The sequence below is a fragment of the [Actinomadura] parvosata subsp. kistnae genome (assembly GCF_900323885.1).
Classification (GTDB): Bacteria; Actinomycetota; Actinomycetes; order Streptosporangiales; family Streptosporangiaceae; genus Nonomuraea; species Nonomuraea composti.
In genome coordinates, this window is the sequence record NZ_OOHJ01000005.1 from 34,091 (window position 1) to 49,330 (window position 15,240).

At 72.6% G+C, this 15,240-nt stretch carries 13 protein-coding genes; 7 read left to right on the forward strand and 6 right to left on the reverse strand.

Annotation, left to right across the window (positions count from 1 at the left end):
• Positions 1–21 precede the first annotated feature (21 nt).
• From KIS93_RS01510 to KIS93_RS64390, 5 genes are all read left to right on the forward strand, one after another.
• Positions 22–1,572, forward strand: a complete 1,551-nt coding sequence (locus tag KIS93_RS01510) for a hydantoinase/oxoprolinase N-terminal domain-containing protein (RefSeq protein ID WP_080037705.1) — start codon at positions 22–24, stop codon at positions 1,570–1,572.
• A gap of 6 nt (positions 1,573–1,578) precedes the next feature.
• Positions 1,579–2,886: a DUF917 domain-containing protein gene (locus KIS93_RS01515; protein ID WP_222107170.1), complete on the forward strand. Its 1,308-nt coding sequence runs from the start codon at positions 1,579–1,581 to the stop codon at positions 2,884–2,886.
• On the forward strand, positions 2,883–3,464 hold the full coding sequence (locus tag KIS93_RS68240) for a DUF917 domain-containing protein (RefSeq protein WP_329607697.1): 582 nt from the start codon (positions 2,883–2,885) through the stop codon (positions 3,462–3,464). Before KIS93_RS01515 ends, KIS93_RS68240 begins: the two co-directional genes overlap by 4 nt.
• Positions 3,395–3,976 (forward strand): DUF917 domain-containing protein, encoded by a 582-nt coding sequence (locus KIS93_RS68245; RefSeq protein ID WP_329607763.1) that lies wholly within the window; start codon positions 3,395–3,397, stop codon positions 3,974–3,976. Before KIS93_RS68240 ends, KIS93_RS68245 begins: the two co-directional genes overlap by 70 nt.
• Before the next feature lie 386 nt (positions 3,977–4,362).
• The gene (locus KIS93_RS64390) at positions 4,363–4,923 is read left to right on the forward strand and encodes an SDR family oxidoreductase (RefSeq protein ID WP_230466467.1); all 561 of its coding nucleotides are present in this window, start codon (positions 4,363–4,365) and stop codon (positions 4,921–4,923) included.
• Positions 4,924–5,529: 606 nt separating this feature from the next.
• On the opposite strand, the gene KIS93_RS01535 is transcribed toward KIS93_RS64390, so the two are convergent.
• The 3 genes from KIS93_RS01535 to KIS93_RS01545 all read right to left on the reverse strand — a co-directional run bounded on the left by KIS93_RS01535 (position 5,530) and on the right by KIS93_RS01545 (position 10,201).
• On the reverse strand, positions 5,530–6,552 hold the full coding sequence (locus KIS93_RS01535; RefSeq protein ID WP_230466066.1) for a LacI family DNA-binding transcriptional regulator: 1,023 nt from the start codon (positions 6,550–6,552) through the stop codon (positions 5,530–5,532).
• Positions 6,553–6,966: 414 nt separating this feature from the next.
• Positions 6,967–7,779 carry a hypothetical protein gene (locus KIS93_RS01540; protein WP_080037708.1) on the reverse strand — a complete coding sequence of 271 codons (813 nt, stop codon included), beginning with the start codon at positions 7,777–7,779 and terminating at the stop codon, positions 6,967–6,969.
• A gap of 1,117 nt (positions 7,780–8,896) precedes the next feature.
• Positions 8,897–10,201: an MFS transporter gene (locus tag KIS93_RS01545; protein WP_080037709.1), complete on the reverse strand. Its 1,305-nt coding sequence runs from the start codon at positions 10,199–10,201 to the stop codon at positions 8,897–8,899.
• A gap of 90 nt (positions 10,202–10,291) precedes the next feature.
• Here KIS93_RS01545 and KIS93_RS01550 point away from each other — a divergent pair, with 90 nt between their 5' ends.
• Together KIS93_RS01550 and KIS93_RS01555 are read left to right on the forward strand one after the other, a co-directional pair.
• Positions 10,292–10,981 (forward strand): GntR family transcriptional regulator, encoded by a 690-nt coding sequence (locus KIS93_RS01550; RefSeq protein ID WP_222107172.1) that lies wholly within the window; start codon positions 10,292–10,294, stop codon positions 10,979–10,981.
• Positions 10,978–12,066: a mandelate racemase/muconate lactonizing enzyme family protein gene (locus tag KIS93_RS01555; protein WP_080037711.1), complete on the forward strand. Its 1,089-nt coding sequence runs from the start codon at positions 10,978–10,980 to the stop codon at positions 12,064–12,066. The genes KIS93_RS01550 and KIS93_RS01555 overlap by 4 nt, the downstream gene beginning before the upstream one ends.
• 37 nt (positions 12,067–12,103) lie before the next feature.
• Here KIS93_RS01555 and KIS93_RS01560 read toward each other — a convergent pair whose 3' ends face one another.
• From KIS93_RS01560 to KIS93_RS01570, 3 genes are all read right to left on the reverse strand, one after another.
• On the reverse strand, positions 12,104–13,504 hold the full coding sequence (locus tag KIS93_RS01560; RefSeq protein WP_186403525.1) for a sensor histidine kinase: 1,401 nt from the start codon (positions 13,502–13,504) through the stop codon (positions 12,104–12,106).
• Between the two features lie 103 nt (positions 13,505–13,607).
• The gene (locus KIS93_RS64395) at positions 13,608–14,969 is read right to left on the reverse strand and encodes a sensor histidine kinase (protein WP_080037713.1); all 1,362 of its coding nucleotides are present in this window, start codon (positions 14,967–14,969) and stop codon (positions 13,608–13,610) included.
• Positions 14,970–15,041: 72 nt separating this feature from the next.
• Positions 15,042–15,212: a hypothetical protein gene (locus KIS93_RS01570; RefSeq protein WP_155126755.1), complete on the reverse strand. Its 171-nt coding sequence runs from the start codon at positions 15,210–15,212 to the stop codon at positions 15,042–15,044.
• Positions 15,213–15,240: the final 28 nt, after the last annotated feature.

Consider the following 15,240-nt stretch of genomic DNA (forward strand, 5'->3'; position numbering starts at 1 on the left):
AGACAAGTGAGGGGATATTCCGTGCGTATCGGCATCGACGTGGGCGGCACCAACACCGACGCCGTCCTCCTGGACGGGCGGCAGGTGCTCGCCGCCGTCAAGACCAGCACCACCGCCGACGTCACCTCCGGCATCGTGGCCGCCATCGCGGGGCTGCAGGAGCAGCGGCCGTTCGACCCGGCGGACGTGCGGGCCGTGATGATCGGCACCACGCACTTCATCAACGCCCTGGTCGAGGCCCGCAGGCTGGCCCCGACGGCGGCGCTGCGGCTGAGCCTGCCCGCCGGGGCGTCGCTGCCGCCGATGGTCGACTGGCCGGGCCGGCTGATCGAGGCGGTGTCCGGGCGCGGCTACCTGGTGCACGGCGGCCACGAGTTCGACGGCCGGCACATCGCCGAGCTGGACGAGGCCGAGGTGCGCAAGGCCGCCGCCGACATGGGCCAGGCCGGGGTCCGCAGCGTCGCGATCACGTCGGTGTTCTCGCCGGTCAACGCCGAGTTCGAGGCGCGCGCCGCGGAGATCGTCGCCGCCGAGCTGCCGGACGTGGCCATCTCGCTGTCCTCCGAGATCGGCCGCATCGGGCTGCTGGAGCGGGAGAACGCCACCATCATCAACGCCGCGCTGCGCGAGCTGGCCGCCCACATCGTGGACGGCCTGGCCTCCTCCGTCTCCGGCGCCGGCATCACCGCGCCGCTCTACCTCAGCCAGAACGACGGCACCCTCATGGACGTCGACTTCGCCCGCCGCTACCCCGTGGCAACGTTCGCATCCGGGCCCACCAACTCCATGCGCGGCGCCGCCGTCCTGTCAGGGCTCGACACCTGCGCGGTCGTGGACGTCGGCGGCACCACCAGCGACGTCGGCGTGCTGCGGCACGGCTTCCCGCGCGAGGCCACCACCGACGTCACCGTGGCCGGCATCCGCACCAACTTCCGCATGCCGGACGTGCTGTCCATCGGCATCGGCGGCGGCAGCCGGGTCAGGGACGGCGCGGTCGGGCCCGACTCCGTCGGCTACGAGCTGACCAGCAAGGCGCTCGTGTTCGGCGGCGACACGCTGACCGCCACCGACATCGCCGTGGCCGCCGGCCGCGCCGAGATCGGCGACCCCTCCCTCGTCGCCCACCTCGACAAGAGCCTGGTCGAGGCGGCGTTGCGGCGCATCGCCGCCGACGTCGCCGACGTGGTCGAGCGCATGCGCACCTCCGCCGAGCCGCTGCCCGTCGTGGCCGTCGGCGGCGGCTCCGTGCTCCTGCCCGACGAGCTGGCCGGCGCCGGCGAGGTACGCCGTCCCGACCACTACGCCGTCGCCAACGCCATCGGTGCCGCCATCGCCCAGATCGGCGGCGAGGTGGACCGCGTGTACGCCGTGGAGCCCGGCCGCCGCGACGCCGTCGTGGACGCCGCCAAGCAGGAGGCCGTGGACCGGGCCGTCGCCGCCGGCGCGTCCCCCTCGACCGTGCAGATCGTGGACTTCGACGAGGTGCCGATCCCGTACCTGCCCGGCAACGCCACCCGCATCAGGGCCAAGGCCGTGGGCGAACTCCAGCTCACCGACGCGAAGGGACGCTGACACCACATGCGCGAGATCACCCTGGCGGACCTGGACGACATCGCGACCGGCGCCGCCATCCTCGGCACGGGCGGCGGCGGCGACCCGCACATCGGCCGCCTCCTGGCCGCCTCCGCCGTGCGCGAGTACGGCCCCGTCAAACTGTGCACGCTCGACGAGCTGCCCGGCGAGGCCGCCCTCGTCCAGGTCGCCATGATGGGCGCGCCCACCGTCATGGTGGAGAAACTGCCCTCCGTCGACCAGGTCTCCGCCGCCGCGGGCGCCCTCAGCGGCTACCTCGGCAGCGGCCTGACCCACATCGCCTGCTCCGAGGCGGGCGGCGTCAACTCCCTCATCCCGGTCGTCGCCGCCGCCCAGCTCGGGCTCCCCCTTGTGGACGCCGACGGCATGGGACGCGCCTTCCCCGAGATCCAGATGGTCCTGCCCACCCTGTACGGCGTGCGCGCCACCCCCATGGCCATCGCCGACGAGAAGGGCAACCGCGCCGTCCTCGACACCGTGGACAACCACTGGGCCGAACGCCTGGCCCGCTCCGCCACCATCGACATGGGCTGCTCCGCCATGATCAGCTCGTACGCGATGACCGGCGCCCAGGCCCGCGACTCGCTCGTGCCCGGCACCCTCAGCCTCTGCGCCGAGCTGGGCCGGCTCGTCCGCGAGGCCCGCGCCGCGCACACCGACCCCGTGGCCGCCGTCGTCGCCCGGCTCGGCGGCACCACCCTGTTCACCGGCAAGGTCACCGACGTCGAGCGGCGCACCGTCACCGGTTTCGCGCGCGGCACCGCCACCCTGTCCGGCCTCGACGGCGACGCCGGGAGCGAGCTGATCCTGCGCTTCCAGAACGAGTACCTGGTCGCCGAGGTGGACGGGCAGGTGCGGGCGACCGTACCGGACCTGATCTGCACCCTCGACCGCGAGAGCGGCGAGGCCGTCACCACCGAGGCGCTGCGGTTCGGGCAGCGCGTCACCGTCATCGCCGCGCCCGCCGACCCGCGCTGGCACACCCCCGAGGGCCTCGCCCTGGCCGGCCCCCGCTACTTCGGCTACGACCTCGACCCCGTGCGGGCCGAAGGCGGCTCCGGCCACGACCTCGCCCCTGGGCGGGCCACCCCCTTCTCCGGCGACGACCTCGACCCCGGGCAGGCCACCCCCTCCTCCGGCCACGACCTCGATCCCGGGCGGGCGGCCACCCCCTTCTCCGACGACGACCTCGACCCCGGGCGGGCCACCCCTTCCTCCGGCCACGACCTCGACCCCGGGCGGGCCACCCCTTCCTCCGGCCACGACCTCGACCCCGGGCGGGCCGCCCTATGAGCTGGGAGCTGACCGAGGACGACCTGCCCGACCTGGCGCGCGGCGCCGCCGTCCTCGGCACGGGCGGCGGCGGTGACCCGTACGTCGGGCACCTGCTCGTCCGCGAGGCGATCCGCGAGCACGGCCCCATCACCGTGCTCGACCCCGACGACCTCGACGACGACACGCTCGTCATCCCCACCGCCCAGATGGGCGCCCCGACCGTCGTGCACGAGAAGCTGCCGCGCGGCACCGAGCCCGTCGCCGCCCTGCGCGCGCTGGAGGCGCACCTGGGCCGGCGCGCCGACGCCACCATGCCGATCGAGTGCGGCGGCATCAACTCGATGATCCCGCTCGTCGTGGCCGCCACGACCGGCCTGCCCGTCGTCGACGCCGACGGCATGGGCCGCGCCTTCCCCGAGCTGCAGATGGAGACCTTCGCCGTGTACGGGGTGCCGGGCTCGCCATGGCCGTGGCCGGCGAACGCGGCGAGAGCGCCATCATCGACACCGGCGCCGACAACGCGCGCATGGAATGGCTGGCCCGCGGCGTCACGATCCGCCTCGGCGGTGTCGCCCACATCGCCGAGTACGCCATGACCGGCGCCCAGGTCAAACGCACCGCCGTACCCCGCACACTGACCCTGGCCCGCACCGTCGGCCGCACACTCCGCGAAGCCCGCTCCCGCGCCGCCGACCCCGTCGCGGCCCTGGCCGACGCGCTGCGCGACACCCTGTACGGGCACCTGCGCGTGCTGTTCCGCGGCAAGGTCACCGACGTCGAACGGCGCACCGAGGCCGGCTTCGCGCGCGGCAGGGCCGCGGCCGTGTCGTTCGACGGGCGGCACGAGCTGGAGCTCATGTTCCAGAACGAGCACCTGGTCGCCCTCGTGGACGGCGAGCCGCGCTGCATCGTCCCCGACCTGGTGTGCGTGCTGGAGTCCGAGCAGGCCGAGCCCATCACCACCGAGAGCCTCCGGTACGGCCAGCGGATCACCGTCGTCGGCATCTCCACCCCCGCCCTCATGCGCACCCCCGAGGCGCTCGCGGTGTTCGGGCCCGCCGCGTTCGGCCTCCCCTACCCGTTCAGGCCCGTCGAGGAGGTCGCGTGAACGGGCGGACAGCGGTCATCATCGGTGGCGGGGCGGGGATCGGGCTGGAGGTGGCGCGGCGGGTGGTCGCGGCAGGCGGCCGGGTGGTACTCGGCGGCCGCACCCCGTCCCGCCTCGAGGCCGCAGCCGCCACCCTCACCGGAACCAGCCCCTCACCCACGGCCTCCATGCCTGCTGCGTCTTCGGGCGTCGTGTCTTCGGGCGTCGTGTCTTCGGGCGTCGTGTCTTCGGGCGTCGTGTCTTCGGGCGTCGTGTCTTCGGGCGTCGTGTCTTCGGGCGTCGTGTCTTCGGGCGTCGTGTCTTCGGGCGTCGTGTCTTCGGGCGTCGTGTCTTCGGGCGTCGTGTCTTCGGGCGTCGTGTCTTCGGGCGTCGTGTCTTCGGGCGTCGTGTCCTGGCGGGTGGTGGACACCGCCGACCAGGAGTCGCTGTCCGCGTTCTTCGACGCGGTGGACCAGGTGGACCACCTCTTCACCCCGGCCGCCACCTACACCACGGGCCCGATGCGCGAGCTGAGCGACGAGGAGGCGCAGAGCCCGTTCACGTCGAAGTTCTGGGGCCAGTACCACGCGGTGCGGCTCGCCCTGCCCAAGCTCACCGCCGACGCCTCGATCGTCCTGATGGCAGGCGCCGCCTCGGTCCGCCCACCCGCCCCCGCACCCGCCTACGTCGCGTGCAACGCGGCGATCGAAGGGCTCGGCCGCGGGCTGGCGGTCGAGCTGGCGCCCGTACGGGTGAACGTCGTCTCCCCGGGCACCATCGACGGCAACCTGTGGCGGCAACGCTCCGACGAGGTACGCGAGTCCGCCTTCGCCCAATACTCCCGCGACGCGCTGCTCGCCCGGCCGGGCAGGGAGAGCGAGGTGGCGGACGCCGTCATGTTCCTGTTCACCAACACGTACATGACCGGCTCCACCCTCTACCCCGACGGAGGCTACGCACTGCGCTGACCCGCACTCAGGCATAACGGGCACCGGTCAGTCGCGCTCAGGCAGAACGGGCACCGGTCAGTCGCGCTTAGCCAGGACGGGCATCAGTCAGTCAAGGCCGCCGGCTCGTGCCGCCAGGCAAGGCTCGCGAAACATGGTTCTCCGGCAAGGTCGGCGAAACGTGCGTTCTCCGGCAAGAGCGGTGTAGCGCAACCCGGTCAGGGGCTCACAGGTCGTGGTAGATCGGGCACACAGGCACCGCTGCGTACGGTGCGCTGGTCGACCCCGGCCGGCATCACGTAGGCCAAGATCATCGACCTGGCCGGCCCAGGAGGAACTCCGACCAGCCCGGCACAAACCCGATCAGCCTGGTGTGCGGCCATCGCTCAGTCTGGCGTGGTCTTTGGTCAGCCTGGTGTGCGGCGACCGCTGAGTCTGGCGTGGTCTTTGGTCAGCCTGGTGTGCGGCGACCGCTGAGTCTGGCGTGGTCTTTGGTCAGCCTGGTGTGCGGCGACCGCTGAGTCTGGCGTGGTCTTTGGTCAGCCTGGTGTGCGGCGACCGCTGAGTCTGGCGTGGTCTTTGGTCAGCCTGGTGTGCGGCGACCGCTGAGTCTGGCGTGGCCTTTGGTCAGTTCGGCGCTGCTGCGGTGCTCGCGCGCCGCACCAGCGTCGGTACCACGTAGGGAACGTCCTCGACGTCCTGCCCGTCCAGCAGGCGCAGCAGCACCTCCACCGAGCGGCGGCCCACCTCGCCATGATCTGGCCTGACTGTGGTCAGTGGCGGGATCAGGTAGCCGGCCTCCGGGATGTCGTCGAACCCGACAACGCTCACATCCTCCGGCACCCGCACACCCAGCTCGTGGAAGGCGCGCAGCAGACCGAGCGCCATGTGGTCGTTGGCGGCGAACACCGCCGTCACACCCTGGCGCTCGCCGAGCTCGAGCCCGGCCTGGTAGCCGGACTCGGCGCTCCAGTCGCCGGCCACCACCTGGGGCGTGGGCCGGCCGGCCTGCTCCAGCGTGCTCCGCCACGCCTCGATGCGCGCCTGCGCGTCCATGCGCTCGCGCGGGCCCGAGACGTGCCAGACCGTCGAGTGCCCCAGGCGCAGCAGGTGCTCCACCGCCATCCGCACCCCCTCCGCCTGGTCGATGCGCACGGTCGGCACCGACTCGTCGGGGGCGGCCTCGACTGCGACGGCGGGCAGCCCGGCCGGCAGGTTGAACAGCGCGTTCGTGGCCGCCTGTTGCGACGGGAAGACGGTGATCACGCCCGCCACGGTGTGGCTCGTCAGATCACTCATCGCGTCGATGATGCTGCCCCGGTCGAATCCCTCGGGCGTGACGATGGTGACCCCGTAACCGGCGGCACGCGCTGCCCGTCCGATGCCCAGCAGCGTGGAGGCCGGCCCGAACAGCACCGAGTCGAAGCTGATCACCCCGATGGTGTGCGCCTGACGGCGGACCAGCCCGCGCGCCATGAGGTTGGGGCGGTAGTCGAGCTGCCGGATCGCCTCCAGCACCCGCCGCCGCGTCTCCTCGCGCACGTTGGGGCGTTCGTTCATCACCCGTGACACCGTCTGGGGAGACACTCCGGCCAGCCGCGCGACATCGCCGATCACCGCGGGGCGGCCCTCCCGGCGTGCACCCGCCACCTGACCCCCTTCACCTGTACCAACCGTGAGAACGATATCAGCCCGGCTCATCCTGCCGGGCCCGCCGCTCGGGTCGCCGCTTCGCCACGCTCGCGCATCCGCGCGCTGGACGCGGCCCTGGCCTGTACCGACACCGTCCTCTTCAGGCGACTTGCCTGGATTGCGGCGGTGCACGGGCGGCCAGGTTTGGCAACGTTAACAACTCGGCTGTCCGCCTGGCGACGCCAACGGTCCGGCTGTCCGCCTGACGACGTCAACGGCTCGGCTATCCGCCTGACGACGCGAACAGTCCCCGGCTATCCGCCTGACGACGTCGACGGTCCGGCTGTCCGCCTGACGACGCGAACAGTCCCCGGCTATCCGCCTGACGACGTCAACGGTCCGGCTACCCGGCTGGCGACGTCAACAGTGCGGTTACCCGATCGCTGACGCGTTCCTATCGGTGGAGGTGCTCAGCACGAGCGGCGTCCGGGCAGTGGGCAGCACCACCTGGCCGGTGACGAACTCGCTCCACAAGCCGAAGCCGAGCACGCTCCCCGGCCGAGCGCTGGTCTCGGCGAAGCCCACGAGGCGGCCCCGATGGTGGCGGGTGGCGCCGAAGCTGAGCTGGAAGCGAACGGTGCCGGCACGTTCCTGCGGCGGTACGGACGTCGGCGGCAGGATCTCGTCCAGCGCCCACCGGTAATCCCTCTGGTAGGGGACGGATACGCGTTCCAGAGTCTGCTCCAGGATCACGCCGGAGGCGGGCAGGACGACCAGCACTCCGGGCAGCGGGCCGATCCGGGTGTTGAAGGCGAGCACCTCCTGGGCCTCTCCGGTCGCGTACTCGCCGCGCCCGCCGCCGATACGCGAGCCCTCGGGGCACGCCTGCACCCCCTGCTGCTCGATGAGCGTACGGGAGCAGGTGGGAAACGCTTCCGGGTTGAAGCGCACCGAGCGGTCGAACAGGAACACGAACCGGCGGGCGCCAGCGGGTACCTGACCGGTCTCGGCGCGGCTGCGGCGGTCGAAGGCGATGGTCAGGCTCCGGCCGTCCGGCCCGCGCGTGGCCGTCACCGACAGCGAGTCGATGTTCCGGGTTCCTGCCACATCGGGCTCGTGGGGCCGCTGCGGGCCGCCGGGTGCGGGGTCGGGCGGCGTGGCGCTCGCCGCCGCCGCCGTGCCGGATGCGAGCAGGGACAGGGAGAGGGCGGTGGCGACCGCGGTGAGGGTGGTTCTTGCGTTCATGGACACTCCAGGGGCTTGAACGACGTGGTTCGCGCCCACCCAAGCAACGAACCCCGAAAGATCATGTAAAGGCCCAGGGCTCAAGGCCCAAGGCTGAGGGGGCGGAGGGCGCAGGGTCCGGGGCGCAGGGCGCGGGATGTAGGGACGCAAGGGTGCAAGGCGCGAGGTGAAGGGCACAAGGCCCGGGGCACTGGGCCGCAGGAGCAGGAGCAGGAGCAGGAGCAGGGCGCAGGGCGCAAGGTGCAGGGCGCGACGCCCGGGGCGCAGGGTGCAGGGTCCGGGGTGCAAGGTGCAGGGCGCAAGGCCCGGGGTCGCAAGGCGTATGGCGCAGGGCACACGGCCCGGCGCACAAGGCGCAGGGCTGCAGGCACATGGCCCGGGGCGCAGGGCGCAGGGCGCAGGGTCCGGGGCGCAGGATGCGGGTCGCGAGGCGCAGGGCACATGGCGCAGGGTGCGGGTCGCGAGGCGCAGGGTTGCGGGGCACGGGGTATAGGGCCCGGGGCCGCAAGGTGTATGGCAGGGCGCACGGCCCGGCGCGCAAGGCGCAGGGCTGCAGGCGCATGGCGCAGGGCGCAGGTTCCGGGGCACAGGGCACAGGCCGCGGCGTATAGGGCCCAGGGCCGCAAGGCGAATGGCGCAGGGCACACGGTCCGGCGCGCAAGGCGCAGGGCTGCAGGCGCATGGCCTGGCGCGCAAGGCGCAGGCTCCGGGGCGCAAGGCGCATCGCCCGGCGCGCAGGGTGCAGGGCACAGGGCGCAAGGCGCAGGGTGCGGGTCGCGAGGCGCAGGGTGCGGGGCGCGGGGTATGGGGCCCGGGGCCGCAAGGTGTATGGCAGGGCGCACGGCCCGGCGCACCAGGCACAGGGCTACAGGCGCATGGCGCAGGGTCCGGGGCGCAGGGTGCGAGGCGTGGTGGTCCTGGTCGGGGTGCTTGTGGGGGGTGTGGCGGTCCTGGTCAGGTCGGTTGTGGAGGCGTGGTGGGTCCTGGTCAGGTCGCCTGGGCGGCCGGCGGTCCTGGTCAGGTCGGTTGTGGAGGCGTGGTGGGTTTTGGTCAGGACGCCTGCGCGGCGCGGCGGCTCTGCTCAGGTTGCCTGGGCGGCGCGGCCGTCCCGTCCACGTCACCCGCGTGGTGCGGCCACCCCGATCGGTTCCACTCGCTTCAGGATCACCGCGTACGTGAACGCTCCCAGCAGCGCCACCCCCGAGATCACCATCAGCGGGACGGTGAACGACGACGTCCGATCCACGAGGACGCCGATCATGATGGGGCTGACGATGCCGGCGAAGTTCGAGGCGAAGTTCTGGATGCCGCCGATGGAGGCCACGTACCGGTCGGCGGGGGCGACGTCGGCGGGCAGGGACCAGATGTTGGCGGCGGCGAACGTCGAGCCCGCGTACGCGACCGACAGCAGTGCCAGCGCCATCCACGCCTCCGGCACCCACACGGCGACGCCGATCACGGTCGAGACGAGGAAGCCGCCGGAGATGAACAGTTTCCTGACCTTGGTCACGGAGTCGCCGGCCGTGATGCGCCGGTCGGCGAGCCAGCCGCCGAGCCATTCGCCGCCGATGGCGACCAGGCCGGGCAGGGCGCCGAACAGGCCGAGCTTCAGCAGGCTGAACTCGCGCTCCTCCACCAGGTACGTGGGGAAGAAGGTGAGGAAGAAGTAGACGACCATGTTGAGGCAGAAGAAGCCCAGCATCATGGCCCAGATCGTGCGGTAGCGGAACAGGTCCCGCCAGCGGATCTTGTCGGCCTCGCCGTGGTCGTCGCCCTCGAAGCGGGCCCCGCCCTCCCGCAGGTAGGCCAGTTCCTCCTCGCTGATGCGGGGGTGCTCCTGCGGGTCGCGGTAGGTGCGCCACCATCCGTACGCCCACAGCAGTCCCACGACGCCGATCACGGCGAACGTCCAGCGCCAGCCGAGCCAGGCGATGAGCCCGGTGACGACGGGCAGCGCGATGACGCCGCCGACCCGCGACCCGGAGTCCCAGATGCCGGTGGCGAGGGCGCGTTCGTGGCGGGGAAACCAGCGGCCCACGACCTTGGCGCTGGTGGTGGCGGCGGGGCTCTCGCCGACGCCGAGCAGCAGCCGTACGCCGAACAGGGTGAGGAAGCTGCTCGCCAGGGCGGTCAGTGAGGTGAACAGCGACCACCACACGGACGCGAACGTGAAGGTGCGGCGCGGCCCGTACCGGTCGACGAACCAGCCGGCGGCGAGCTGGAAGAAGTCGTAGGACCAGAAGAAGGCGGCGAGGATCATGCCCTCTTCGGTCTTGCTGAGCCGGAACGTCTCGCCCATGAACGGCAGGGCGACGCCGAGGCTGGCCCGGTCCAGGTAGTTGATGACGAGCCCGGCGAAGACGTAACTGATCATGTACCAGCGCAGCCGGCCGCGGACGGTGCTCCGGGAGGTTGTGGCCATCGCGATCCTCTGTAATATTTCCTATTGGATTTCGCACATGTTGCCTACGCTTCACCGCGTACGTCAAGAGTGGTCAGGAAGGACGCGACCGTGACAGGTGAGCAGCAAAGCCCACAAATAGGGCGCGCCCGCCGCAGTGTCCTCACCGAGGACGTCTACGAACGCGTCAAGGCCCTGATCATGAACGGCGACCTCGCACCCGGCGCCCGCGTGAACATCTACGCCGTCGCCCGACTCCTCGACGTCTCCCAGACGCCGGTGCGCGAGGTGCTGGCCGCCCTGGAGTCGGAGGGGCTGCTCACCAAGCAGGCGCTGCGCGGCTACTCGGTCGCCCCCGTGCTCACCCCGTCCCAGGTCGCCGACCTCTACCAGCTCCGGCTGCTGCTGGAGCCGTGGGCCGCGGGCCGCGCGGCCGAGGCGATCACGCCGGACGCCGCCGCCCGCGTGCGCGCCGAGCTGGACAGCGTGCCGCAGGCCCCCCAGGGCACCCGGTACGAGGACTACCACGGCATCGCCGCCCACGACGCCCGCTTCCACGACCTGGTCGCCGAGCTGTCCGGCAGCCCGGCGCTGCGCGAGTCGCTGCAGCGCACGCACTGCCACCTGCACCTGTTCCGCATCGAGTACGAGGGCCGGCGCAGCGGCGAGCCCACGCTGGCCGAGCACGCCCGCATCGCCGACGCCCTCACCGCGGGCCGCGCGCAGGAGGCCGAGCAGGCGATGCGCGACCACCTCACCGCCGCCCGCGACCGTTTCCTCCGGATTGGACCGACCACGTGACGAAGATCGTCAGCGCCGCCGCCTTCCTGGTGGACATCCCCGTCGAGACCGAGCGCACGGACGCCGTGCAGGCGTTCGTCAAGCAGGAGACCGTGTTCGTGGAGCTGCGCACGGACGACGGGCTCACCGGCACCGGCTACTCCTACACGATCGGCACCGGCGGCCGGGCCGTGCTGTCGATGCTGCGCGACCACCTGCTGCCCCTGCTCGACGGCCGTGACGCGCGCGAGGTGGAGGCGGTCTGGCGGGAGTTGTTCGCCGTCACGCGCGCCACGACGGTCGGCGCGATCACGTCCCTGGCGCTGGCCGCCGTCGACACCGCGCTGTGGGACTTGCGCTGCCTGCGCGCCGGCGAGCCGCTGTGGCGCCTGGCCGGCGGCTTCCGCCGCGCCGTGCCCGTGTACGACACCGAGGGCGGCTGGCTGCACCTGCCCACCGAGGACCTGGTGCGCGGCGCGCTGGCGGCCAGGGACGCGGGCCTGCGCGGGGTCAAGCTCAAGATCGGACGGCCGCGCGCCGAGGAGGACGCCGAACGGGTGGCCGCCGTCCGCGAGGCCGTCGGCCCCGGCATGGACATCATGGTGGACGCGAACCAGTCCATGACGTACGCGGAGGCCAGGCGGCGCGCGCACGCGCTGGAGCCGTACGCGGTGAGCTTCTTCGAGGAGCCGCTGCCGGCCGACGACGTGCAGGGGCACCGGGAGCTGGCCAGGTCCACCTCCATCCCGGTGGCGGTGGGGGAGTCGCTGTACTCGGTCGGGCAGTTCCGCGACTACCTGGCCCGCGGCGCGGCCTCGGTGGTGCAGGCGGACGTGGCCAGGGTGGGCGGCATCACGCCGTGGCTCAAGGTGGCCCACCTGGCGGAGGCGTTCAACGTGGCGCTGTGCCCGCATTTCCTGATGGAGCTGCACGTCAGCCTGGTCGCGGCGGTGCCGGCCGGCACGTACGTGGAGCACATCCCGCAGCTGCGCGCCGTCACCCTGACCGAGATGACCGTCGAGGACGGCCACGCCGTCGCCCCCGACGTGCCCGGCCTCGGCATCGCCTGGGACCGCGACGCGATGGACGATCTCCGCGTGGCCTAGCCGCCCCCGCCTGAAGCAACTGCCGCCCAAAAGGCCCTCAGCAGATCACGGCTTTCGCATCGGCCGCGAGCGGGAGCCGCAGGACGAACCGGGCGCCGCGCCCGTGGCTGTCCTCCAGGCGGAGCGAGCCCCCGTGCGCCTGCGCGATCTGCCGGGCGATCGCCAGCCCCAGCCCGGTCCCGCCGGCGTCCCGGTCGCGGGCGGTGTCGAGGCGGGCGAAGCGCTGGAAGACCAGCTCGCGCTTGTCCGCCTCGATCCCCGGCCCGTCGTCGATCACCTCCAGCCGGGCGACGCCGTTCGGGGAGCGCACGCTGTCCTGCTCGGCAGGGCTCTCCCGGCGCACGACGAGGGTGACGGTGGAGGCGGCGTGCCGTTCGGCGTTGTCGAGCAGGCTGGTGAGCAGGCGGGACAGCCCGGCCTGCTCGCCGTCGACCACGATGCCGGGCTGCAGTTCGTACGAGAAGCTCTTGCGCGTGCCGGCCCGGCCGCGGCACTGGGCGGTGACGAGCGCGGCCAGGTCGATCGGCTCGCAGGTCAGCGGGTGGTGCGCCTCCAGCCGGGCGATGGTCAGCAGGTCGCCGACGATGGCCTCGATCCGGTCGAGGCTGCCCAGCACCGCGGTGCCGAGCTTGGTCACGGTGGTGTCGTCGGGCGCGTACAGGGCGTCCTCCACCTCGGTGCGGATGGCCGCGATCGGGGTGCGCAGCTCGTGGGAGGCGTCGGAGGTGAAGTGGCGCTGCTGGCCCAGCGCGGCGTGCAGCCTGGCCAGGGTACGGTTCACGCTGACGGCCAGGTCGTAGATCTCGTCGCGGCCGGGCGGCAGGGGCACCCGGCGCTCGGGGCAGGTGTCGCTGACCGTGTCGAGCTCCGCGCGGATGGCCGTCACCGGCCTGAGCGCGGTGGTGACGATGCGGTGGCCGAGGATGGTGATCGCCACGGCCATGAGGGTCGCCGCGCCGAGCACGGTCGCGGCCAGCCACGGGGTGACGTAGGGCGGCACGGTCGGGCCCGAGCTGTAGACGATCCAGTCCTGCCCCTGCCGGTAGGCCGACTGCGCGACCACGATGTGGCAGTCTCCGCCGGGGAAGACCCCGCCGCACACGACCCCGGTGGACATGGCCCGGGGGATGGGGGTGAAGCCGGCCATCGGCGGCCGGCCCCGTAGCTGCGGGGTGGAGGCGACGACGACGCCGCTCGGGTTGACGACCTGCACGTTCCGGTCGGCGTGCTCGACCTGCGGCGGACGGATCCCGTCGTGCTCCAGCTCGTGCGCCACCCGGCCCCCGTCGGCGGCGATCTCGCTCGTACGGTCCTCCGTCGCGTAGCGATGGATGGCGAGCATCACCGCGGCGGCCAGCAGGGCGGACAGCAACGCCGCCATCACGCCGGCGAACATCGTGATGCGTCTGGTGATCGGCCAGTCGTGGCGGGCCCTCATGCGCCCAGTCGAGCACATTCACCGTAGCGGGAGGTGCACGCGGCGTTCTGGGGACGGCATGACCCAGGCCAATACCTCACCAAACCATTGGATCAGCCTCATTTCACCGCAAAACGCCCGCCGGTTCGGACAGGGGCAGGCGGACCACGAACCGCGCCCCGACCGGGCAGTCCTCGACGTCGAGCGACCCGCCGTGGGCCTCGCACGTCTCCCGGCTGATGGCCAGGCCGAGCCCGCTGCCGCCGGGATCGAGCCGCAGCCCCTCCGGCAGCCGGACGAACGGGTCGAAGATCCGTTCCCGATCCTCGGGGGCGATGCCCGTGCCGTCGTCCTGCACGACCACGACGGCCTGGTCGCCCACCTGCCCGACCGTGACCTCGACCCGGCCGTGGGCGTGGCGCCGCGCGTTCACCAGGAGGTTGGTCAGCACGCGGCCGAGCTGCACGGCCGAACCCCGCACCACCGGCCGCACGTCCGCGCGCAGCAGGATCGGCACCCTGTCGCCGGGCAGGCCCGCCACCTCCTCCTCGACCAGGTCGGCCAGGTCGAGGGGCTGGTACTCCGCGGGGCGGGCGTTCTTGACGCGGGTGTAGGCCAGCAGGTCGTCGATGATCGCCTCAAGGCGTTCCGTGCTGTGCAGCGCGCCCGCCAGGGCGGCGTGCGCGTCCACCTCGCCGGGGTACATCAGCGCCTCCTCCAGCTGCGTGCGCAGCGCGGTGACCGGCGAGCGCAGCTCGTGGGAGGCCAGCGCGGCGAAGCGGCGGTACGCGTTCACCGCCTTCTCCAGCCGGTCCAGATAGTCGTTGGAGGCATGGGCGAACTCGGCGATCTCGTCGTCGTGGGCGGGCACCGGCACCCGCATCGCGAGGTCCTTCACCGTGGCCTCGCGCATCGCCGAGCTGATCGCCCGCACCGGGCGCAGGGTCCGGCCCACCACGACGGCGGTGCCCCAGGCGCCGGCCAGGGAGGCCACCAGGGCCGCGGCGCCGAACCCGACCTCCAGGTAGCGCCTGCCCAGGGCGACGGGCTCCAGGGCGGCGGCGTAGATGTAGTGCGTCTCGCCCCGCAGCGGGGCGTCGGGCGCCTCGGCGTTCAGGCGCAGCGCCGTCACGAGGAAGCACCGGCCCTTGCTCCACGACGGGCAGACCGTGAAGTCGCGCATGCCGTCGCCAGGGGCGGGCCTGACCGTGCTCAGCGGCACATGCCTGACGATGGGCGCGTTGGCCGCCACCACCTGCCCGCGCGAGTTGATGAGCTGCAGGTACATGGCCTGCGCCGTCGGCCTGACCGGTCTGGGCGGCGGGACGTAGCCGGGCCGCATCCTGCTGACCCAGTCGACCACGGCCATGTGCAGGTGATCGGTGACGTCCACCCTGATCCGGTGGCGGATGCCGTAGACGGCCAGGGCGCCGACCGCCGTGAGGGCCGCCAGCAGCAGCGCTCCCACCGTGAGGGCGTAGCGCATGCGAATGGAGCAGGGGAACGGCCGGCGCCGGCTGCTCGGCACTTTCGCGACAGCGGTCGGGACGCGGGCCGGCTACGCGCGCCCGGACCCGTCCTCCGCGTCCGCGGTATGGGCGCGCTTCGGGGTGTCGGGCTCGGACGGCCGGGGCGCCTCGCTGACGATCCGGTTCGCGGCGCTCCTGTTCTTCAGGTGCTCGGTGTCGTCCTGCCATTGGATCTTGCGGCGTCGGGATGCGTCGGTCATGGCTGAAACCGTAGCGGCGTGATCTTCA

Coding starts and splice junctions, on each gene's coding strand:
- KIS93_RS01560 (WP_186403525.1), bottom strand. CDS start 13,504: ATGAGGGCCCGCCACGACTGGCCGATCACCAGACGCATCACGATGTTC.
- KIS93_RS68245 (WP_329607763.1), top strand. CDS start 3,395: ATGGAATGGCTGGCCCGCGGCGTCACGATCCGCCTCGGCGGTGTCGCC.
- KIS93_RS01570 (WP_155126755.1), bottom strand. CDS start 15,212: ATGACCGACGCATCCCGACGCCGCAAGATCCAATGGCAGGACGACACC.
- KIS93_RS01515 (WP_222107170.1), top strand. CDS start 1,579: ATGCGCGAGATCACCCTGGCGGACCTGGACGACATCGCGACCGGCGCC.
- KIS93_RS01540 (WP_080037708.1), bottom strand. CDS start 7,779: ATGAACGCAAGAACCACCCTCACCGCGGTCGCCACCGCCCTCTCCCTG.
- KIS93_RS64395 (WP_080037713.1), bottom strand. CDS start 14,969: ATGCGCTACGCCCTCACGGTGGGAGCGCTGCTGCTGGCGGCCCTCACG.
- KIS93_RS68240 (WP_329607697.1), top strand. CDS start 2,883: ATGAGCTGGGAGCTGACCGAGGACGACCTGCCCGACCTGGCGCGCGGC.
- KIS93_RS01545 (WP_080037709.1), bottom strand. CDS start 10,201: ATGGCCACAACCTCCCGGAGCACCGTCCGCGGCCGGCTGCGCTGGTAC.